Source organism: Sutcliffiella sp. NPDC057660, assembly GCF_042800035.1.
Classification (GTDB): domain Bacteria; phylum Bacillota; class Bacilli; order Bacillales; family Bacillaceae_I; genus Sutcliffiella_A.
The window spans coordinates 138704-158211 of record NZ_JBHVHV010000011.1 but is presented as its reverse complement, the minus strand read 5'-3'; the positions used below and the strand labels follow the sequence as shown (position 1 = coordinate 158211).

General features: G+C 42.4%; 24 protein-coding genes. 14 read left to right on the top strand and 10 right to left on the bottom strand.

Features of this window, described 5'->3' with window-relative positions:
* Nucleotides 1–183: 183 nt before the first annotated feature.
* Both ACFVAD_RS14425 and ACFVAD_RS14420 read right to left on the bottom strand, forming a co-directional pair.
* The gene (locus ACFVAD_RS14425; RefSeq protein ID WP_386641449.1) at nucleotides 184–384 is read right to left on the bottom strand and encodes a hypothetical protein; all 201 of its coding nucleotides are present in this window, start codon (nucleotides 382–384) and stop codon (nucleotides 184–186) included.
* 86 nt (nucleotides 385–470) lie between these two features.
* A complete protein-coding gene (locus ACFVAD_RS14420; protein WP_386641289.1) occupies nucleotides 471–1169 on the bottom strand; it encodes a peptidylprolyl isomerase in 699 nt (232 codons plus the stop codon).
* Nucleotides 1170–1262: 93 nt separating this feature from the next.
* Here ACFVAD_RS14420 and kapB point away from each other — a divergent pair, with 93 nt between their 5' ends.
* Nucleotides 1263–1643, top strand: a complete 381-nt coding sequence (gene kapB / locus ACFVAD_RS14415; RefSeq protein WP_386641286.1) for a kinase-associated lipoprotein KapB — start codon at nucleotides 1263–1265, stop codon at nucleotides 1641–1643.
* A gap of 58 nt (nucleotides 1644–1701) precedes the next feature.
* On the opposite strand, the gene kapD is transcribed toward kapB, so the two are convergent.
* Nucleotides 1702–2325: a 3'-5' exonuclease KapD gene (kapD, locus tag ACFVAD_RS14410; protein WP_386641283.1), complete on the bottom strand. Its 624-nt coding sequence runs from the start codon at nucleotides 2323–2325 to the stop codon at nucleotides 1702–1704.
* A 223-nt stretch (nucleotides 2326–2548) separates the two neighbouring features.
* Here kapD and ACFVAD_RS14405 point away from each other — a divergent pair, with 223 nt between their 5' ends.
* Both ACFVAD_RS14405 and ACFVAD_RS14400 read left to right on the top strand, forming a co-directional pair.
* Nucleotides 2549–3745 (top strand): MFS transporter, encoded by a 1197-nt coding sequence (locus tag ACFVAD_RS14405; RefSeq protein ID WP_386641280.1) that lies wholly within the window; start codon nucleotides 2549–2551, stop codon nucleotides 3743–3745.
* 106 nt (nucleotides 3746–3851) lie between these two features.
* On the top strand, nucleotides 3852–4544 hold the full coding sequence (locus tag ACFVAD_RS14400; protein ID WP_386641277.1) for a DNA alkylation repair protein: 693 nt from the start codon (nucleotides 3852–3854) through the stop codon (nucleotides 4542–4544).
* Between the two features lie 51 nt (nucleotides 4545–4595).
* Here ACFVAD_RS14400 and ACFVAD_RS14395 read toward each other — a convergent pair whose 3' ends face one another.
* Nucleotides 4596–4979 carry a hotdog fold thioesterase gene (locus tag ACFVAD_RS14395; RefSeq protein ID WP_386641274.1) on the bottom strand — a complete coding sequence of 128 codons (384 nt, stop codon included), beginning with the start codon at nucleotides 4977–4979 and terminating at the stop codon, nucleotides 4596–4598.
* Nucleotides 4980–5214: 235 nt separating this feature from the next.
* Here ACFVAD_RS14395 and ACFVAD_RS14390 point away from each other — a divergent pair, with 235 nt between their 5' ends.
* The gene (locus tag ACFVAD_RS14390) at nucleotides 5215–5529 is read left to right on the top strand and encodes an ArsR/SmtB family transcription factor (RefSeq protein ID WP_386641271.1); all 315 of its coding nucleotides are present in this window, start codon (nucleotides 5215–5217) and stop codon (nucleotides 5527–5529) included.
* A gap of 72 nt (nucleotides 5530–5601) precedes the next feature.
* Here the strand turns inward: ACFVAD_RS14390 and ACFVAD_RS14385 are convergent, their stop codons facing one another.
* Together ACFVAD_RS14385 and ACFVAD_RS14380 are read right to left on the bottom strand one after the other, a co-directional pair.
* The gene (locus tag ACFVAD_RS14385) at nucleotides 5602–6231 is read right to left on the bottom strand and encodes an SIMPL domain-containing protein (RefSeq protein WP_386641268.1); all 630 of its coding nucleotides are present in this window, start codon (nucleotides 6229–6231) and stop codon (nucleotides 5602–5604) included.
* Between the two features lie 76 nt (nucleotides 6232–6307).
* On the bottom strand, nucleotides 6308–6919 hold the full coding sequence (locus ACFVAD_RS14380) for a DedA family protein (RefSeq protein ID WP_386641266.1): 612 nt from the start codon (nucleotides 6917–6919) through the stop codon (nucleotides 6308–6310).
* A gap of 158 nt (nucleotides 6920–7077) precedes the next feature.
* On the opposite strand from ACFVAD_RS14380, the gene ACFVAD_RS14375 reads away from it, so the two are divergent.
* The 10 genes from ACFVAD_RS14375 (at nucleotide 7078) to rodA (ending at nucleotide 17355) form a co-directional block, all read left to right on the top strand.
* A complete protein-coding gene (locus tag ACFVAD_RS14375; protein WP_386641263.1) occupies nucleotides 7078–7923 on the top strand; it encodes an SDR family oxidoreductase in 846 nt (281 codons plus the stop codon).
* A 93-nt stretch (nucleotides 7924–8016) separates the two neighbouring features.
* The gene (locus ACFVAD_RS14370) at nucleotides 8017–8415 is read left to right on the top strand and encodes a YuzC family spore coat inner layer protein (protein ID WP_386641260.1); all 399 of its coding nucleotides are present in this window, start codon (nucleotides 8017–8019) and stop codon (nucleotides 8413–8415) included.
* A 357-nt stretch (nucleotides 8416–8772) separates the two neighbouring features.
* Complete coding sequence (locus ACFVAD_RS14365) at nucleotides 8773–8901, top strand: hypothetical protein (RefSeq protein WP_386641257.1); 129 nt, start codon at nucleotides 8773–8775, stop codon at nucleotides 8899–8901.
* A 277-nt stretch (nucleotides 8902–9178) separates the two neighbouring features.
* On the top strand, nucleotides 9179–10048 hold the full coding sequence (locus tag ACFVAD_RS14360) for an ABC transporter ATP-binding protein (RefSeq protein ID WP_386641254.1): 870 nt from the start codon (nucleotides 9179–9181) through the stop codon (nucleotides 10046–10048).
* Nucleotides 10045–12294: an ABC transporter permease gene (locus ACFVAD_RS14355; RefSeq protein WP_386641251.1), complete on the top strand. Its 2250-nt coding sequence runs from the start codon at nucleotides 10045–10047 to the stop codon at nucleotides 12292–12294. The genes ACFVAD_RS14360 and ACFVAD_RS14355 overlap by 4 nt, the downstream gene beginning before the upstream one ends.
* Nucleotides 12295–12331: 37 nt before the next feature.
* The gene (locus ACFVAD_RS14350; protein ID WP_386641248.1) at nucleotides 12332–12943 is read left to right on the top strand and encodes an RNA polymerase sigma factor; all 612 of its coding nucleotides are present in this window, start codon (nucleotides 12332–12334) and stop codon (nucleotides 12941–12943) included.
* The gene (locus tag ACFVAD_RS14345; protein WP_386641245.1) at nucleotides 12891–13706 is read left to right on the top strand and encodes a hypothetical protein; all 816 of its coding nucleotides are present in this window, start codon (nucleotides 12891–12893) and stop codon (nucleotides 13704–13706) included. Before ACFVAD_RS14350 ends, ACFVAD_RS14345 begins: the two co-directional genes overlap by 53 nt.
* A gap of 13 nt (nucleotides 13707–13719) precedes the next feature.
* Nucleotides 13720–14595, top strand: a complete 876-nt coding sequence (locus ACFVAD_RS14340) for an ABC transporter ATP-binding protein (RefSeq protein WP_386641242.1) — start codon at nucleotides 13720–13722, stop codon at nucleotides 14593–14595.
* Between the two features lie 463 nt (nucleotides 14596–15058).
* The gene (gene ftsW, locus ACFVAD_RS14335; RefSeq protein WP_386641239.1) at nucleotides 15059–16213 is read left to right on the top strand and encodes a putative lipid II flippase FtsW; all 1155 of its coding nucleotides are present in this window, start codon (nucleotides 15059–15061) and stop codon (nucleotides 16211–16213) included.
* Nucleotides 16189–17355, top strand: coding sequence for a rod shape-determining protein RodA (rodA, locus tag ACFVAD_RS14330; protein ID WP_386641236.1), 1167 nt, complete (start codon nucleotides 16189–16191; stop codon nucleotides 17353–17355). The genes ftsW and rodA overlap by 25 nt, the downstream gene beginning before the upstream one ends.
* A 72-nt stretch (nucleotides 17356–17427) precedes the next feature.
* On the opposite strand, the gene ACFVAD_RS14325 is transcribed toward rodA, so the two are convergent.
* The 4 genes from ACFVAD_RS14325 to ACFVAD_RS14310 all read right to left on the bottom strand — a co-directional run bounded on the left by ACFVAD_RS14325 (nucleotide 17428) and on the right by ACFVAD_RS14310 (nucleotide 19497).
* Nucleotides 17428–18195 carry an SDR family oxidoreductase gene (locus tag ACFVAD_RS14325; protein ID WP_386641233.1) on the bottom strand — a complete coding sequence of 256 codons (768 nt, stop codon included), beginning with the start codon at nucleotides 18193–18195 and terminating at the stop codon, nucleotides 17428–17430.
* A 470-nt stretch (nucleotides 18196–18665) separates the two neighbouring features.
* Complete coding sequence (locus ACFVAD_RS14320; protein WP_386641230.1) at nucleotides 18666–18968, bottom strand: gas vesicle protein; 303 nt, start codon at nucleotides 18966–18968, stop codon at nucleotides 18666–18668.
* Between the two features lie 29 nt (nucleotides 18969–18997).
* Complete coding sequence (locus ACFVAD_RS14315; RefSeq protein WP_204418836.1) at nucleotides 18998–19282, bottom strand: gas vesicle protein K; 285 nt, start codon at nucleotides 19280–19282, stop codon at nucleotides 18998–19000.
* Nucleotides 19243–19497: a gas vesicle protein gene (locus tag ACFVAD_RS14310; RefSeq protein WP_386641226.1), complete on the bottom strand. Its 255-nt coding sequence runs from the start codon at nucleotides 19495–19497 to the stop codon at nucleotides 19243–19245. Before ACFVAD_RS14310 ends, ACFVAD_RS14315 begins: the two co-directional genes overlap by 40 nt.
* Nucleotides 19498–19508 lie beyond the last annotated feature (11 nt).

Below are 19508 nucleotides of genomic sequence, written 5' to 3'. Positions count from 1 at the left end.
TGGGAGACCCCACAGGCGAAGCCGAGGAGGCTCCCATCCGTCCCCGGGGAATCTTGTGTCCCTCGCTGCAATCAACGGGCTACATTTCATGTGTACATAATCTCAATAGTCACTACGAATGCGAAAACAGCCTAAAAAAAGAGATGTGCCCCAACAAACGAAGGAGCCATCTCACAAGATATTTTATTCTTTTATTATTTTTTCTCGCTTTAAACGTTCCTCTAATTCCTTCGCTTTTTCCGATTCTTTATGGGATACTTTCATAATTAGTCTGAAAACGAAGATGGCTGCAATAAAGAAAATGGTGAATGTGATGGCAGCAGGAATATATTCTGATTTGTCCTCAGGGAAATAGAGGAACAATTGTAATATCAGTGATGTAATCACGGTTGGAACACGACCTTTCTAATTGGGGACAGTCATGTTTTTAGTATAACAAACTCCTGTTTTTTTGGGAAACATCTTCATGCTTAATCAACAATCTTCATGCTCTCTATTTTGATTTCCTCTGTCGGCTTTGCTGAACCATCCACAGGCACGTCAGCAATGGCGTCAACTACCTCCATACCTTCTACTACTTGTCCAAATACGGTATGTTTATTGTCCAGCCAAGGCGTTCCTCCATGCTCTTTGTATAATTCAATTGTCTCGGCAGGAAATTGTGCGCTTTCCATTTGGGCAATCATATCCTCTGTAACCTCGGATGCCTGAACGATAAAGAACTGGCTACCATTAGTAGAAGGCCCCGAGTTTGCCATTGAGAGTGCCCCCTTAATGTGCGGATGTTCTGCACTGAACTCGTCCTCAAACGGCTCACCCCAGATGCTTTCCCCTCCAATACCGGTTCCTTGAGGATCACCACCCTGAATCATGAAGTCCCGCATGACACGATGAAAGATCAACCCATCATAGTAGCCATTGGCTGCATGAGTGACAAAATTCTCGACAGCTTTAGGTGCCGCATCCGGATATAATTCGACCACTATTTTCCCCTTTGACGTTGTGATTTCCACTTTGTCATCCTCTTTTTTATATTCGTATACCACTTCTTCTCCACCATCTGATTCTTTCGTTTTTTTGTTGCTTGTGCATTGAACTAAAAATACTGCTAGAATAAGTAGTAATAGAACAAGTAAAAATAGCGTTATTCTTTTCCTTTTTTTCTTCATGTTGTTTTCACACTCCATATATTATTCTTTATAGAAGATATTACTAGAAATAATAAGAAAAATCATCCATTAAAAATCAAAGGGGGACTTAAGATGGACGAAATTAGTGTAGGATCGGTGGTTACAGGCATATATAAGACAGGAAAATACATTGGCGAGGTGACAGATGTTCGCCCAATGCACTATTTAGTGAAGGTGAAGGCTGTGCTGAAGCATCCACAGCAATGGGATCTTCACGCTCCAAAGGAAGTGGACGTACCTCTATTTCATGAAAGACGTGCACTCGCCTACAATGAACAAACAAACATACCGAAAAATATGGTAAAGCTTTATGGTGGAGAAGTAATCGATTATAAGGAATCCTTGAAGATTGCCCTCGAAAGCTCAAAACAGGCTCTCCAAAACGACCAGGGTGATTGGGCACAAAAATGCCTGGAGAATCTGTCTGTCCTTGAAAAGGAATATAAACTATAATATTATATCCATGCCATGCAAACTGAAAGCCAAATCACTCTTGAGGTGATTTGGCTTTTTATAAGGCATATTTATTCATTATCTTAGATAGGTCGATGCGGTCTCCGATGGTAGTCGGCTTTGGTCTTGCCAGGTAGCTTTTATCCTTTTCCACTAACCGGAATATATTATAGGTCGTAAGTGCGTCATCGAGAGCTCTATGGTGTTTTCCTGTACCCTCTTTTCCATATTCCTGAACCGCTTTCCAAAGTCCTGTCTGATTCTGATCACCAAAGAACCGTTTATATTCCATGGAAAGGTCCACTTGCTTGCAGGGCAATGGGAACTGCATACCATGATAATCACAGTTATTCTTCAGTACCCTCATATCCATGTTGCCCCATGTAATGACGGTTCCCCTTTCATGGGCTCTAAAGGAGCTCAGAACATCAATCAACTCAAAAAAACTTATTCCCTCATCCACTCTTTTCTGGCTGATGTTTAAAAAGGATCGGCAACGGTCAGTTAAGGTGGGAAACGCTTTTGGCTGAATATATGTGGAAAACTGCTGGATAATCTGGTCGTTCTCTACCGCCACAATACCCGCTTCAATGATTTCAGGAAAGAAATTTTTGGGGTAATGCCTGTTCTCAGGCATGGTGAACTCAAAATCAATGAACAAAAATAATGGAGGAAGACTCATCTTAACCCTCCCTTCTGCTAATTTTCAGAATTTTATTACTTTATTATATCATGGGAATATAGGTTTTAAGTACGATAATTAATACAATTTTCAAAAAAAAATGCTTATTTATCGCCTTTTTGGTTGTTTTTTTCCATCAATGCGTTATTATTTAGTTATACGAAATATTTAATATCCGAAATAACCAAAGAAGGTGAGTAATATTTCAACGTCAGGACGGAACATGTTCATCATGTGGTTTGCGAACTTTTTCGTTGCTGCGAGTGCTACAATGGTTCTCCCTTTTCTATCTTTATTCATTGAAACGTTCGGGAATTACTCTGATTCTTATGTTCAGCGCTGGTCCGGTTTTATTTTTGGTATCACATTCCTGACAGCGTTCCTCGTTTCACCTATTTGGGGAAGAATTGGTGATAAGTATGGCTACAAGCCTATCCTGCTCTTAACCGGCTCCGGGATTGCGACTAGTATTCTATTGATGAGCTTTGTCGATAGTGTTCATGGGCTTTTTATCCTGCGTATGTTGATGGGTTTGGTTACCGGGTTCATTCCAACATCCATGGCCTTGATATCCTCTCAGACGTCTAAAGAAATCGCTGGGAGAACACTCGGCACCTTGCAGACAGGTACTGTTTCCGGAGGATTATTGGGTCCTTTGCTTGGAGGGATGCTCGCCGATTCCTTTGGCTTTACTTATACTTTTTTCATTACCGCAGGAGTCATTTATTTGGCAGTACTACTCGTAGCATTTGGCATTAAAGAAAAGAAAAAGCAGCCCAAAAATAGTAAAGAAAAGAACTATTCACGAAAAGAAGTATTGGCCTATATTGTCCAAAAACCGATGCTGCTAAAAATCATGCTTCTCTCCTTATTGATACAAGCGGCAAACTTCAGTATTCAACCATTATTGACACTCTATGTAGGGGAATTGACAGGAGCGGCCAACCTTGCTCTGCTTGCTGGATTTGCTTTCTCAGCCACAGGATTTGGCAACCTCCTGGCCTCTCGGAACTGGGGAAAGCTCGGGGATAGAATAGGGTACGAAAAGGTCATTGTACTGTTGATGTTCCTAAGCTCCCTGCTATTTATTCCCCAGGCCCTGTCTACATCCTTATGGCAGCTGGTACTTTTCAGATTTCTTTTCGGAATGGTGGTTGGCGGATTGATTCCATGTATGACCGCATACATTCGATCTGCCGCTCCACTTTCCATGCAAGGGGAAGTACTCGGGTACAATGTAAGCTTCCGATTTCTAGGGAATGTCATCGGGCCAGCAATGGGCGGACTGATTTCGAGCTACTATAGCATCTCGACGGTATTCTATGTCACGAGCTTCATTTTCCTTTGCTCCGGAATCATTCTGCTATACGGAATCACCCACCCTGAACGAGCAGAAAAAACAGCGGAATCATCCAATTGAGCGTCGCAGCAGTTCCCTTGCTGAGGCGTTTTTTTCATTCCTTCTTCCATTCTATTCCTTGTTCCTGTATGATACTGTATAAAATATTGGTTTAAAGGAGGCAATCATGTCGACTCTTCAAGACTACGAAACAAGGATTCTGCATGCATTCCATACACAAGCTAATGGCGAGAACAAGGAACCGATGGAAAAATACATGCGCAATCATTTTCCGTTCCTAGGCATTAAAACTCCGGAAAGAAAAGATATTCTACGGAGATTCCTGCTTGAAAATGGAAAGCCGCCTCTAGAGTGGCTCGAGCCGCTCGTCACTTTTTTATACAGTCAGCCTGAACGTGAGTTTCATTATGCAGCACTTGCCATGATTGACCTGCATATAAAGAAACTTAATGCAGACTTCCTGCCCTTTCTGGAAAAATTGATTATCACAAATTCCTGGTGGGATACCATAGACCATATTGCACCAAAACATGTAGGTGCGATTCTTTTAAAAGACAAAAATGCCATAACCGACTATCCTGATCGCTGGATACAGGACGATTACTTTTGGCTTCAGCGTTCTGCCATTCTATTTCAATTGAAGTACAAACAAAATACCGATGAAGTAAAGCTGTTCCAAATAATCAATCAAAGAAAAGATTCAAAGGAATTTTTTATTCAAAAAGCAATTGGATGGGCCCTGAGGGAATACAGCAAAACCTCCCCTGATGCTGTCATTACTTTCATTAAAAATAATGATTTGGCACCGCTCAGCCAGCGGGAAGGCATGAAGCATGTCCAAACACTTAATCTAAGATAGATAAAAAATGAGGAAGTGGCGCGTTGCAAGTGCCACTTCCTCATTTTACTATTACCTTTTTTTCAGAATCGCCATCGTACAACGGGAAATACAGATAAGCGCTTCTTTCTCATCGACAATTTTGATATCCCATACCATTGTCGTTTTTCCACGGTGAAGCACGGTACCAATGGCAGTCACCATTCCATCCCTTTTCCCTTTTAAATGATTTGCATTAATCTCAAGACCAACACAAATTTCCGTCTCCTGGTCAATCAGATGAAAGGTTCCGATACTTGCCACTGTCTCTGCCAGCGCTACGGATGCACCCCCATGCAGCAATCCAAATGGCTGATGCGTGCGCTTATCCACCGGCATGGTTGCGACAGCCCGTTCTTCTGATAATTCAATGATTTCCATTCCAAGTGCCTCAATTAATGTATTGGTTAGCTCCACCTTTTACTCCTCCTATCATTTCCTATCTCTCAATAATACTACTGCAGCAAGGAAGTATACAGAAAAGAATAGAAAAATTGGGAGTAAAACAGGCCAATCCCACATTTTTTCCACCTCCAAAATCCGAATCCTAATAAATTCGGCTATTTGCTAAATATCAAACCTGTGAGTTGAGCGGCACTTTGTTATCGCATATAATGATTAAAAGATAACTGATAATTAGAGGTGAAATGCGTTGAATAATGAAATACCTCTACATGATATTTCGTTGGAGAAGACATTCGAGAAATATGAAAGTAAATACAAGGCGGTTGCAGATAAAAAAAGGCTGCACATCATGAATCTTCTCCGTCAACATGGAGCAATGTGCGTTTGCGATATGGTTCCATTGATCGGGATGCCACAGTCTAAATTATCGTATCATTTGAAAATCCTGTTTGATGCGGAAATAATCGTGAAAGAGACGAGAGGAACCTGGAGCTATTATTCTTTGAACCAAAAGGAAGTTGACAACCTGTTATCAGAGGAGCTTTGCTGTCTGTTCAGGTAGATTAATAGGTGGAAAAAACAGACCGTTCCTTTCATGGAAAGCCATGAATGAGGAAGCGGTCTGTATTATTTTTTAATATATATATTCTAGGTTCACTGTAGCGTTTATGGTAATTTCCTGGGGTTCGATAGGGGTACTTGCTTTTTCCTGTAGGGCAAATCCTGCATATCTTGGTCCAAAGAACACTTGCTGGGCCACTTCTTCCACCCTTACCGGGACCGGGTAAAGACGTACCCCTATCGTGCTAGCCATGGCACACGCTTTTTTATATCCATTGAGGATCGCCTGCTGAAGTACTTGACGGTAGATTGTATTATATTTGGTAGCCTCAAAGGACAGATTTTCCGAAATATTTGCGCCATTTTCAAATGCGATGTCCACTGCTGAGCCCACCTTAGTGATATCCCTCACCGTTACTCGGAAAATATGCCGCACTTCATAGGATGTCAATACTGGTGTTCCCGACTGATCTGTGTACCTTGGAAAGGATGTATAAGAGGACGTTTCAATATCATTCTGGTTTATTCCTGCTTGAAGCAAAGCTTGAATCATCCTATTTGCTTTTATCCGATTTTCCTCCTGGGCCGTTTGTACATTTGGATTGGACGTAACCACCCCTAACTGAATATACGCTATATCAGGCCGGACCTCTTTTTTTGCCGTTCCTTGTACCAGCATTTTACGATGATTTGGACTTTCCATACACACCCGCCTCTTCCATTGGCTATTAATAGCTTCTTGTAGTTAAATGTATGAAAGGGAAGAAGGAAATAATACTTTATCGATATTTTTGAAGAGAAAGGGTGGGATCATTCAGTTCTTTATACCATCTATGGACATAGTACAAGACAATAGAAACAGCAGAAGCAAGGAAAAGTTCCATTCGATATTCTACGATAAACTGCGCCTGATGCCAGACATAATTCCCCATAAAGAAGAAGATTGTTACCCATACTATGGCAGCCGAATAGGCAGCCAGCGCAAATTGATAGAATGGGAGCTTCATAAATCCTGCCAAAAACGGAACGACATTTCTTGCGCCAGGAAGAAAGTAGGAAATACATAGAGCAAATGCATGATACTTATTGATTAGCGCTTCCCCTCTTGCCAGGGATACCTCCACTTTTTCATTCTTCTCCAGTGTGGAATACAAGCCGCTTCCAAGACATCTGCCCAGAAGATAACATGTGGTCAAACTTGAGATTACGCCCAAATAGATGGTCAGCAGTGCTGGAGTGGTCTGCAGAATCCCTTTATATGAAATGATTCCTATTGAACTGACAAGCACTTCATTTGGAATCGGTATGCCAAACATGCCTAACCAAAGCCAAAAGAACAATCCTATATATCCATAGTCGTGTATTAGTTGTAAAATAATATCAAAATCCATGCGATCCCTTCTTTCCGCATTCAGCGAAGGATTTGATACAAATCGGTTTTATTTGTACTTCTTCGTGTTACCTCTATATTCCTTTTATATCAGCTCTTTAAACTACACAACAAGCTGACAGATTTTTCTATATTACTTGTATGGAAAGGAGATTGTGCATGACCAAAAAAACGGTTCTGATAACAGGCGCTTCCGGGGGCTTTGGAAAAACGTTCACGAAAGTCTTTTTACAGGCTGGCTATCATGTAATTGCGACAATTAGGCAGCAAAACAAAAAACAGGAGGTCCTCTCCGGATTATCCGAACAGGAACGAACGAATCTTACGCTCTTATTCTTAGATGTATCACATGACCAATCTGTTGCGCAATTTCAAACTGCATTAAGTGCATTCCATCGTATAGATGTGCTTATCAATAACGCCGGTTTTGCCGTGGCAGGGTTTGCCGAAGAGCTTACCGTTGAGGAATATAAGCTGCAATTTGAAACAAACTTTTTCGGAGTGATACGGGTTACTAATGCTGTCCTCCCTTTCATGAGGAAGCAATGCTCCGGGAGGATCATCAATATCAGCTCAATCAGCGGATTGGTCGGCTTTCCCGCACTGTCACCTTATGTCTCTTCGAAGTACGCCCTAGAAGGCTACAGTGAAAGCCTTCGCTTGGAGGTAAAAGACTTTGGAATAGATGTCGTGCTTTTGGAACCCGGTTCTTTTCAGACAAATATCTGGACAAGCGGCACACATCTTTCCCAAAATGCGGGTAGTGAGGTCTCCCCATACAAAAACATGTTTACCACGATAAATAATAGAATGCTAGCAGAAAGAAGCAGTTATGGAGATCCTTCCGCGGTTGGATTCTTGGCTCTGAAAATTGCAGACGCCAAGGGGACCCCCTCCCTTCGATATACAGTAGGAAAGGGTGTCACCTTTATGCTTACCCTTAAGAGGCTCATACCCTGGAAAACCTGGGAGCGCATGGTTCTAAAGCAGCTTCAGAAGCCCTGAATGACCACTTCATTTGGGTTGACAACTCTCCAAACCGGTATTTTTACATATAGTATGTATGTAAAAAGAAATCCTGGTTTGGAGGGAAAAGTCATGTACTATCAACAATACCCGCAGCCCCACTACTATCCCCGCAATACGTACTTTCCCGTTTATCCCTATTTGAATGGGACCTACATCCCGAAATATCGGCCCTATCCCCAAGTGGATCCAACTTTTTTCACCGAATCCGCAGAGGCCATGCAGCAGCTGATGAAGGAAGCGAGTATTATCTTAAAGAAGCTATCCGATTCAAAAGATTTTGCTTCTGAAGTAATGAGTGCCGCACAAGAGGGGAAGATGGAGAAAGTGGATCAGCTCCTAAAGAGTACGGGGGTACACGCAGGAGTAAAAACGGATTATAATCCCGATGGCATCAATTTAAAGCTTTCCTCGACCGTTGGTGAGACTGATTGCTGTCATTTAACGATAGCGCTTAGGTGGCGAGCATGATTCCCTGTTGGGGAATTTTTCTCGCCTTTTTCAAAAGATAAGAAAGTATATAATTTAGGTCTACCACAGTCTCTTAGGCTGTGGTATTTTATTGCCTATACTGGTGCGAATGGTCAGGATTGAGATTGCCAAAAATAGAAAAAGAGAGAATGGGGGTCTCAAAGTGGTGGATTGATACCGCGATAAATAGAAAAAGAGGAAATGGTGGTCTCAATGAGGTGGATTGATACCGCGATAAATAGAAAAAGAGGAAATGGTGGTCTCAAAGAGGTGGAATGAGACCACGATAAAGAGAAAAAGAGGGAATGGTGGTCTCAAAGAGGCGGATTGATACCGCGATAAAGAGAAAAGGAGGGAATGGTGGTCTCAAAGAGGTGGATTGATACCGCGATAAATAAAAAAGAGGAAATGGTGGTCTCAAAGAGGTGGAATGAGACCACGATAAAGAGAAAAAGAGGGAATGGTGGTCTCAAAGAGGTGGAATGAAACCACGATAAAGAGAAAAAGAGGGAATGGTGGTCTCAAAGAGGTGGATTGATACCGCGATAAATAGAAAAAGAGGGAATGGTGGTCTCAAAGAGGTGGAATGAGACCACGATAAAGCAAATACAAAAAAATGACGGTCTCAAAAGGGGACCATTTTTCATGTGTTTGTGTAAAAGTTTCCTCACCGCTTTTTAACCCGAACCTGAACCCTTTTCCCTTTCATTTCGTTATAATGAAGGAAGGCATATATGTTTTCTACAAGAAAGTAGGACCTACCATGTTACACATTGAAAATCTATCAAAATATTATAAAGAAACCGCAGCGCTCGATTCAATTGATATAAATATATCCAATGGCGTATTTGGACTTCTTGGACCAAATGGGGCCGGAAAAACGACATTGATGAGAATACTGGCAACGCTCCTGAATCCAACAGGTGGAGACATAAGGATGAACGCCATTTCTCTTACCCGGCATCCGGAGAAGGTACGTCATATGATTGGTTATCTTCCGCAGAGTTTTCACGTTTACCCCCAACTTACACCGATGGAGGTATTGGATTATGTGGCCGTGATGAAGGGCATCAGAAGTAAATCGCTTCGTAAAAAGACCATACATGATCTGCTTGAAAGAGTGAATCTTCAAGAAAAAACCAATGAAAAAGTGAAGACTTTATCCCATGGGATGAAGCAGCGACTCGGTATTGCACAGGCATTCATCGGGAATCCCTCGGTCGTCATTCTCGATGAGCCTACCGTCGGGCTTGATCCGGAAGAAAGGCTAAGGTTCAGAAACCTTCTATCCTCGGAAGGGAAAGATAAAGCTATTATACTATCCACACATGTTGTAACAGATATTGAAAGCAGCTGCTATGAGATAGCCGTTTTGGATAGAGGCAGACTTGTTTTGGATGGGACCGTGGAGGATCTATCGGAGGAGGCCAAGGGTAAGGTTTGGGAGATGGACATGCATAAGAACGAACTTGTGCATCTTAAAGCGGAAAACTTGATCTATTCCATCAAGCAACAGCAAGGAAGCTTCGTAAAGGTAAGAATATTGACAGATGAAAAGCCCTTTTCAGGCGCCATCCTTACCACACCTGTTTTAGAAGAGGGATACCTTTCCCTATTGGGGGATAGATCATGATTACTTATTTTCGACACCTGCAGTTGGAGCTTACCTTCCTTTTCAAGAATTGGCTGTTTCTTATCGGTCCACTGCTTTATTTTGTTTCCATTTATATCTGGTTTACCTTTCAGGGACCATATCAAGCAGCACAACCCTTTTTACAGCGTTCAAATGAATTCCTTTCTGTTGGCCACACCGTATCTTTAGGTGTTATGTTTCTTGCAAGTTTACTCAGTATCAGGAGGGAAAAGCAGACGGTGATGCTGGACTGGACAAACTCCCTGCCCACCTCCTATCGGGGAATCATACTAGCCAAATTCAGTGCTATCAATCTATACAGCCTGATCTATACGGTCATCTTCTATGTATCTTTTACAGCAATTGGAATGATCCAGGATGAGCCGTTCGATTTTCTCATTGATCACGGATGGGTCCTGGCACTTCAAAGTCAATTATCCTACTTTGTATCGATTTCCCTGGGGATGTTTTTGGCTGCAATGATTCCAAACCGAATTGTTTATATCATTGCATTCTGTGCATGGATGTTCGGTACTTTTTTCATGGAAGGTTTTATTATTCAAAGATATAAACTCTACTATTTGAAAACCTTTCATTTGAGTCAATTTTTTCTGGACCAAAATATGTCAGAGGGCTGGGCATTCAATTTGGCACAGAAGGAAGCATGGCTGTCCCGGTTGTTTGTCTTCTTTTTCAGTTTGCTGCTCTTGAGTTTAACGGTGTGGAGATCGGGCACGAACCGTCTTTCTTCCAAAAAAAGAAGTGCGGCTATAGGCGTAGTGCTCATCGTAGTGCTGACCATTGCTTCAGTTGCTCCCTACACCCATTTATGGACAGAGAGAGTAACCAAATCGGAAAAGCTTTTCCGCCATGCAGTGAACCAGGAGAATCTGGAAGAATCAAAGACTGACCTAACTTCCTTTATTGAAACGGAGAACTATAGATTGGAAGTGGAACGTGTTGGCGACTCTACCATTCGTGTTGAATCCGAAATAAAAATGGACAGTATAAAAGAGAACCATTTAACCTTTACCCTTTATCCAACCTTTGAGATAGATTCCATCACATGGAACGGTAAAGAGTTGGATTATCAAAGGGAGAACAGTAGTGTCACGCTGGAAAACCTGGAGATTACCCCCTCCAATACCTTGTCTGTCTCCTATCAAGGAACTTTGAATGAATGGGGCTACTCATACTCCAGGGAGAAAAATTTTGCCTTCCTGCAAGATGACAATATGTTTCTTCCCTCTTATATCGCTTGGTATCCAATTATGGGGGAATTGCCTGTATATGAAAAATTTGTGAATGGGCCGGATAAAAATTTATTTACCAATTACTATCATCGTTCCGCGGAGTTAAGTAAGAATATACCTCCAACCAATTTTTCTGTTATATTGAAAGGCTTTGAACAGCCAGTTCTCGGAACTTCTGAGATAGTCAGCAGATTGCCTGATGGGTCCATTCAGATTACAAGCAACTCTACTCCAGGTCTGACCCTTTTCTCACAATCAGGCTTGGTGGAGAAGGAATTGGCTTTTGGAACCCAGATTATCAGCATGGAAAAGCACATGGAGCAGATTGAGAAGGAATTGGGAGATCTTGACGGTATTCTTCCCTATTTGAATAGTTGGCTTACCATCAGTAATAGTTTTAAGGAAAAATTCGTGTATTTACCATCCTTGGAGTATACAGGTTCTGAAAGTTACTACATCAATACAATCGATGATGCATTTTTTGCGGACGAAAGAAGCAGGCAGTACTTCTATTCATATGGTCCTGAAGTCGTTAATGAAGACTTGTTCCTGGATGTGGAAGCGCATTTTATTACCGACCTTCTATTTAAGTATTATCCGCATAGTCCGTACGCTATTTCTGACGATTTCACGGTCTATCATGGGATGATCCAGGCATACCTGCTTGTAGTTTTCAAGGAATACTACCAATTCAGTTGGGAGGATTTCCAGCGGTTAGGTGGCACAAATTATTGGAATCTCACTTCATTAGGCTACATAGATCATGAAGAAGGCAGAACTGTAGTCGAGAAGATAGATAACAGGCTTTCAAAAGAAGAACTTCCACTGGAGGAAGAAATAGTATTTCTGGTGGCAAAGGAATGGGAAAAAGGAAACAAGGAGGAAGTGAAGCAGCTGCTTCGTGAGGTCCACGAGGATATGAAGGCAAGCTCCACGCCCGGCTACAGTTATTACGACTGGAGAATTAAATGGAATAAGATAATGCGTGAATAAATGGAAAAACCGACATGACCAAAAGGAGGGACAGCCAGTGATCAGCGATGAACAGTTGCTCGAACAGATGGCAGAGGGCAACCAGGCTGCTTTTGAAGCCTTTGTCCATCGATACCATGTACCGATTCACCAGTATGCGGAGAGACTATTAAAGGATTCCAAAAAAGCGGAGGATATCGTACAGGAGACATTTATCCGACTAATAAAACAGCTGCAGATGAAGAAAATCCCTACCTATCCGAAAGCATGGCTCTATAGGGTGGCATCCAATCTTTGCAGGGATTATTGGCGAAGCGCCCAGTATCGTACGGAAGGAACAGCAAAAGAGGAAATGCCGATATCTGTGGATCAGAAAGCCTCTGTCACAGAGATATATGAACGACAGGAAACACGCAAAGAAGTATTGGCATCCCTTAACACCTTATCTGATGCCCAGCAGCAGATTGTCGTGCTGCGGTTTTACCAGGATTTGAAACTGAAGGAAATTGCCGAAATACTGGATATTCCATTAGGAACAGTCAAGTCCAACCTGTTCCATGCTTTAAAGAAATTAAAAGGGGCATTATCCAAAGAAATGGGAAAGGAGGCGGAGAATAATGAAGGAACATCAGCATCAGAACGACCAAGAGCTATATCAACTAGAAGATGAAATGAAGGACATGTTTTCTTCTTATGTAGTAAAGACGCCGTCAAGTCAGGATACGAAAGCCTTACTTGCAGCTTTGCAGCCTGCTTTTAATCAGATAGCCGATGAAGATTTGGAAGAATTACAATACGAAGCAATGAAAGCACCTTCGCTCTTTTACCAACTGAAGGCACAGGTTTCCTTTTACCAGTGGCATTTCTGGGTAGCAAGCACCATCATTTTCATCATGCTCACCCTTTATACTTCCAATGTTGATGTTTCAAGTGCACCTGTTTTCTATATGTTTGCAATTCCTCTATCCATGTTGGTAGGAGTATTTTATACGTATCAGACCTGGAACAAGCAGATGCGCACCATTGAAGGGATTACGCCGTTCCCTCCTGCATTGCTACTGTTAAGCAGAATGATTATCATATTTGCCATGAACCTACTTTTTGGTATCGTCAGCTCGATTTATCTCAGCTTTGCCATGTCCCAGTTCTATTTACTTCCGTTTTTATTGTATTGGATTGCACCAGCCATATTCATATTCGGGGTATTTGCCAACTGTATGATGAACAAAGGAGTGAAAATCGGATTCGGGATGGGAATCGTTTCATGGATTGCCATTTTCATAGGCACAGTCATGGTCAGGGATATGTCCTATCGCCTGGATATCTCCTATAGCCAGATTGCCAGTATTCAGGGGGCTTTGGTTATTCTGGGAACACTACTCCTTTTCCATGCTTTCAGAAAAAGTCTGGTACTTCAGTCAATGGAACATTAACGGGGTCATCCAAATGATTACGATAAAGGATCTGAGTTGGAGATACAAAAAATTTTCCCTGTCTATTGATGAACTTACATTTGAAAAGGGTATAACGATACTTGTAGGTAATAATGGTTCCGGAAAGTCGACACTGCTTCATCTATTGGCAACAGCCTTCACCGCTTCTATTGGGACCATTCATTACGACGAAGATACCATGGATGACAATCTTGCCCAAGTGCGCAGCAAAATAGGCTTTGTCCCTACCGGCATTGAGCTATACCAAGACTATACCCCATTTAAATTAATGCTGTATATGTCCCAGCTGAAAGGAATTGGAAAGCCCTTTGCCTTACAGCAAATAAAAACATTGCTTAGAATTTTCCATCTGGAGGATGTGGCGCAGAAAAAAATCAAAAGACTTTCCCAAGGGATGCAGCAGAGATTGGCACTTGCTCAGGCATTCATTGGCAAGCCACGATATGTTTTTCTGGATGAGCCATTAAACTTTTTGGATATCCATGAGCGAAAATGTCTGTTAAACTATTTAACAACCCTTTCTTCCCATTGTGTCATTGTCGTGGCAACACATGAACTGAATGAATGGGAGGATATTTGCCATTCCGTCCTTTGGATGAACCGGGGGGAAGTCCTCTATTCGGGACATAAGAATATGTGGAAAGAAAACCTTCCTTCAAATGTTTGGAAGGGGGAACTGCGAGACGAGGACTATGATGACTTTTCAAGAAAGCATCTTATCGTGTATGCCGGCCGCCTTCCGGAACGCCTGCTTGTAAAATGCGCGTCACAACAGCAGCCCGCTCCAGGCTTTGCAAGAATTCCTCCTACCATGGAGGATGCGTTCTTCATACGTAAACAATCTATCAAAGAAGCTAGCAATTCTTAGCTTCTTTTTGTTTGGCGGTTTTCACAAAAATTTTTGCAAATTAGATAAGATGTCACTTCAATTGTTCCTGTTGATTGTAGCGAGGGACACCTGCAATTAAAAGCTAAAGTTCAATGCTATGTCTTAATTTGGTAAGACATATTATTCCTTAGTTCTCCCCTGATGATTGGTGTGAAAGGGGTGAGACTCCTGCGGGAGAAGCGTGCCAAGGGAGACCCCGCAGGCGCATTAGCGCCGAGGAGGCTCCTGAGGCCGCCCGCGGAAAGCGAACCCCTGAAACGGAAATCAACAGGGTGTTTAATGTAAACACTTTATCTTTAGACTAGCCCCACGCTTAAAGCAACGAAAAGAGTTTTTTTGTCTTTGGCGGTTTCTAATTGTAATATACTTTTCATATCATCAGGCCCTCTTGTATTGTATAATTATTTTGGGAGATTCTTTTGTTTTTAAAGGAGTTAATATAATGATTACACATTTTAAAAAGCTAGATTGGATATTGATTACAGCACTTGTTTTGTTATGTGTTTATGGATTGGTCATGATATACAGCGCAGGAATGCTTTTTGGCCTGGAGACCTACGATGATGCGAGTTATTTTTTTAACCGGCAGAAAGTTTGGCTCTACGTAGGAATTCCCGTTTTCATCGCCGCCATTATTACTCCTTATAAGCTATACGATAGATCCACTCCACTCATGCTTGCAGTAATCATTCTCCTCTTATTATTAGTATTGATTCCTGGTATTGGAAAAGAAGTGAATGGAGCGAGAAGCTGGTTTCCGATAGGAAGTTTCACCATTCAACCAGCCGAAATTGCAAAGCTTGGGATGCTGATTTATTTCGCAAGGGTATATGCACGGAAGCAGCCATACATACATCAATTCAAAAAAGGGGTTTCTCCACCGCTCCTGGTTTTGGCGCTGATTTTTGTTCTGTTAATGCAACAGCCGGATCTTGGGACAGCCACTGCCATTATAGCAGGCTGCGGCTCGATATTGATTTGTTCAGGGGCAAGGTTGAAGCATATTCTTTTATTGGGTACAGTTGCAGTAGGGGTAATAGGTATATTAGCTACTACTGCCACCTACCGGTTAAAACGCTTGACCTCTTTTGTGGATCCTTTTGCCGATGCAGGAGGAGATGGCTATCAATTGATCAACTCCTATATCGCCATTGGTGAAGGGGGATTGTGGGGAAGAGGCCTCGCCCAGGGAATACAGAAGCTTGGTTACCTTCCTGAAGCCCACACAGACTTTATCCTGGCCGTCATTTCAGAGGAATTGGGCATGTTCGGGGTAATTTTTCTCTTTATTTTGTATCTGATCGTACTCGTTCGAGGGGTCCGCATTGGGGTGGCCATTAAAGATCCATTTGGTAAACTGCTCGCATTCGGGATCACTTTTCAGATCAGCAGCCAAGTATTCATGAATGCCGGCGCTGTTAATGGGATGTTACCTATTACAGGAATAACACTGCCATTTATCAGTTATGGTGGTTCTTCCTTACTTATTACGATTTTTGCTGCAGGAATTTTGGTCCACCTATCGAAACATGCAAAACTGGCTATTGAGGCTCGAGAGGAGACACAAACATCATGGGGACAGAAAATAACAAGCTAGAGTATAGTCGAGTCGATTATACGTTGTTATTTCTGCTGTTTTTACTTTTTATTATAAGTTTAGTGGCAGTATATAGTGCTTCGGGTCAGTATTTTGCAAATGACCCTTTTTACTTTTTTAAACGGCAGATTGTATGGTACATCATCGGGGTTGGAATCATGGTTTCCATCATGTTCTTTGACTATGAACTGTTGGAGAACCTTGCCCTTCCCTTCTATACGCTCGGACTGATTCTCCTGGTAGCCGTCGAGTTATTCGGGACGGTCCGGAACGGTTCACAACGTTGGATTAATCTTGGGGGCTTCATGCTGCAGCCTTCAGAGTTCATGAAAATATTTTTACTCATCCTTCTTTCAGCAGTAATCAATAAATGGGTGAAGGAAAAGCATGAACTGGACTTCAAGACTCCACCTATCGTGGTCATTAAACTGATTGCATATTCAATGCCTCCGTTTCTTCTGATTTTGAAGCAGCCAGATCTTGGTACGGCACTTGTAATCGCGGCAATCATGATCACGATGATATTCATCAGTGGGACCTCTTGGAAAGTGTTGACGCTGTTAGCAGGGTTCATCATTTCTGTTTTAGGGACACTGGTCTATCTGCATAACTTTCATTTTGAAATATTCACCAAATTCATCGAACCCCATCAGCTTGAACGTATTTATGGCTGGTTAAGCAGAGAGGAATACGCATCCTCCTATGGATTCCAATTGACGGAAGCGTTAAAAGGGATCGGAGCCGGGCAAGTGTCAGGACGCGGTCTGTTGGAGGGAGTCCAGTCACAAAGCGGAAGAATACCTGAGGTGCAGACTGACTTCATCTTTGCCCTGATCGGGGAAGAGTTTGGGTTTGTCGGGGCAACACTCGTTATTTCGATTTATTTTATTATGATTTACAGATTGATCATGATTGCAATTAACTGTGATAATCCTTTTGGCACATACTTGGTGACAGGAGTCATTGGACTTTTTGCTTTTCAGATCTTCCAGAATATCGGCATGACCATCGGATTGATGCCAATTACCGGTTTGGCGCTTCCTTTCATGAGCTATGGGGGCAGCGCTTTGCTGACCAATATGATTGCGATGGGAATTGTCATGAGTGTGAAGTACAGAACGAAGCAGTTTATGTTTGATTAATTTCGAGTTTTGTAGTCTCATAGAAGCAAGGCTCGTTTTACCACAAATGTGGTAAAATGAGCCTTTTGTCATCTATCTCCTAAATCCACCCTCTGAATGAATGACCTGTCCCGTAATCCAATCGGCCTGATCGCTTACTAGGAAGCGGATCGTTTTTGCCACATCGCGGGGCTCTCCCACCCTTCCAAAAGGAAACATCGGCACTAGCTCCCTTTTGATATGTTCGGTCATCCAACCTGTGTCTGTTGGGCCAGGATTCACTGCATTGACGGTTATGCCCAAGGGAGCCAATTCTGCAGAAAGAGTCAGAGTGAGCGCATCGACTGCCCCTTTTGTTGTAGCATATGCCAGCTCTCCAGGCATCGGCCCCTGTGACTGACCGGATGTAAGATTGATGATCCTACCTCCAGCCTGCTTATCAAACACTCTGGCAAATTGAACACTTAATAGTGTGGTGGCACGGATATTGATTAAATAATGCTTATCAAGCTCTTCAGCAGTCAGGTCCGAGAAATCGTTATTGGTCGAATAGGCTGCATTGTTTATGAGGATATCAGGCTTCCCCAACTCTTTTTGCACCGCTTCCATCAGCAGCTCTGCCGAATCACTGCGGGACAAATCCAATTCCAGGCTAACGGCTTTCACACCCTTGGCGTCCAATTCATTTTTCAGGAGTAAAGGCTCATTGCTTTCCATATCCCACGGCATTGCCCTGTCGTAGTCCATCCAGTATGTAAAAAATATGTGATGGCCGGCATCCGCCAGTTCACGGCAAATGGCAGCCCCTATACCTTTCAATCGACTGGCACCGGTAATTACAGCTATTTTCTCCACCATCATCCCTCCCTTTCCAATAGATTAGCATAATACTACTTTCAGACACAGAAAAAAAGCAGCGAATTTGTCCGCTGCTTTTTTGTACCATTACATAAAGACCACATTAAACACCGCTGTTGATTTCCGCACTAGGCTACGCTTTCCGCGGGGCGCTAGTGGAGCCTCCTCGGCTTCGCCTGTGGGGTCTCCACTAAACGCCATCTCCCGCAGGAGTCTTCGCCTATTGCTCCAATCAACAGCTAGATTCTTAAATAAAATCAAAGAAATCAAGTATCAACCCTATACATTATCAGAGACCTTCATGTAAAAGTTTTACACCTTAATTCATGAAAATATAGTAGTGACATTAAGGCTACCAGTCGCGCCTGTAACGGAAATCAATAGGGGGTTTAATGTCAATTCTTCTCTTCAGCCTTAGCCCCAATAAAGTATGAATCTTTAAGAAGAGAACTTAGAAAGTAGAATAATGGCAATTACTTTTTAGGTGCTTCTAAACGTTTTTCCAACTGATCGATCCGTTCGAGCAGTTTTTCATTTTGTGACTCCAAATCACGTGTAGCCTGCTTGGAGGAGAAATAGGGGTCTGTCTCCCACCAGTCCATCCCGATTTCCTTTGCTTTATCTACAGATGCAACAAGCAGACGGATTTTGATGGTAAGCAGTTCGACATCGGCAAGGCCTATCTTGATATCCCCTGCAATGACGACACCTTTGTCTAATATCTTTTCCAATACCTCCACTAGGTTACTAGATTGACCTGGGGTTTGCATGGACATAATTAACAGCTCCTTAATAGCTTAGAAGATTACAACAGGTTCCCTAAAGGTCCTAAGTCAATATTCAAGTCTTCATCATCTAAGTCGAAAATCTCTTTCAAATCTTCCATTTTCAATTCCAGATTCATTAACGCGGTACCAAGCTTTTCAATCTCCTCGTCTGTCAGATTGCCCCTCTCCACGCGTCTTAACGCATGCCTTTCAATCAGTTGCCTTAATAGCTCAATCACTGTCAGTACCAATTGGGAAAGCCCTTGTTCGACATTGTCCGGGTCTAGCTGGATTCTACCGCTTTTCTGTGGCTGGTGTTCCATTCTTCTTCCTCCTCATCTATTATCTTCCGCTCGTTGGTCTCCATGAGCTTATCCACGGAGGTAATGAGCAGACGCAGATCCAAATAAATCAAATCAATATCTGCGATGGAGATGATCAGCTCACCTCTAAGGGCAACCCCTTTATCGAGGATGACATCCAATATATCGAGTAAGGAAACATCTTGATTCGGATCTACTCCATTACGTGCTGGCATTGTGAACCCTT

Coding starts and splice junctions, on each gene's coding strand:
- ACFVAD_RS14365 (WP_386641257.1), top strand. CDS start 8,773: ATGGTGGTCTCAAAGAGGTGGATTGATACCGCGATAAATAAAAAAGAG.
- ACFVAD_RS14400 (WP_386641277.1), top strand. CDS start 3,852: ATGTCGACTCTTCAAGACTACGAAACAAGGATTCTGCATGCATTCCAT.
- rodA (WP_386641236.1), top strand. CDS start 16,189: ATGGGGACAGAAAATAACAAGCTAGAGTATAGTCGAGTCGATTATACG.
- ACFVAD_RS14310 (WP_386641226.1), bottom strand. CDS start 19,497: ATGCCAGCACGTAATGGAGTAGATCCGAATCAAGATGTTTCCTTACTC.
- ACFVAD_RS14320 (WP_386641230.1), bottom strand. CDS start 18,968: ATGTCCATGCAAACCCCAGGTCAATCTAGTAACCTAGTGGAGGTATTG.
- ACFVAD_RS14370 (WP_386641260.1), top strand. CDS start 8,017: ATGTACTATCAACAATACCCGCAGCCCCACTACTATCCCCGCAATACG.
- ACFVAD_RS14420 (WP_386641289.1), bottom strand. CDS start 1,169: ATGAAGAAAAAAAGGAAAAGAATAACGCTATTTTTACTTGTTCTATTA.
- ACFVAD_RS14405 (WP_386641280.1), top strand. CDS start 2,549: ATGTTCATCATGTGGTTTGCGAACTTTTTCGTTGCTGCGAGTGCTACA.
- ACFVAD_RS14345 (WP_386641245.1), top strand. CDS start 12,891: ATGAAGGAACATCAGCATCAGAACGACCAAGAGCTATATCAACTAGAA.
- ACFVAD_RS14385 (WP_386641268.1), bottom strand. CDS start 6,231: ATGGAAAGTCCAAATCATCGTAAAATGCTGGTACAAGGAACGGCAAAA.
- ACFVAD_RS14340 (WP_386641242.1), top strand. CDS start 13,720: ATGATTACGATAAAGGATCTGAGTTGGAGATACAAAAAATTTTCCCTG.
- kapB (WP_386641286.1), top strand. CDS start 1,263: ATGGACGAAATTAGTGTAGGATCGGTGGTTACAGGCATATATAAGACA.
- ACFVAD_RS14355 (WP_386641251.1), top strand. CDS start 10,045: ATGATTACTTATTTTCGACACCTGCAGTTGGAGCTTACCTTCCTTTTC.
- kapD (WP_386641283.1), bottom strand. CDS start 2,325: ATGAGTCTTCCTCCATTATTTTTGTTCATTGATTTTGAGTTCACCATG.
- ACFVAD_RS14375 (WP_386641263.1), top strand. CDS start 7,078: ATGACCAAAAAAACGGTTCTGATAACAGGCGCTTCCGGGGGCTTTGGA.
- ftsW (WP_386641239.1), top strand. CDS start 15,059: ATGATTACACATTTTAAAAAGCTAGATTGGATATTGATTACAGCACTT.
- ACFVAD_RS14325 (WP_386641233.1), bottom strand. CDS start 18,195: ATGATGGTGGAGAAAATAGCTGTAATTACCGGTGCCAGTCGATTGAAA.
- ACFVAD_RS14315 (WP_204418836.1), bottom strand. CDS start 19,282: ATGGAACACCAGCCACAGAAAAGCGGTAGAATCCAGCTAGACCCGGAC.
- ACFVAD_RS14380 (WP_386641266.1), bottom strand. CDS start 6,919: ATGGATTTTGATATTATTTTACAACTAATACACGACTATGGATATATA.
- ACFVAD_RS14360 (WP_386641254.1), top strand. CDS start 9,179: ATGTTACACATTGAAAATCTATCAAAATATTATAAAGAAACCGCAGCG.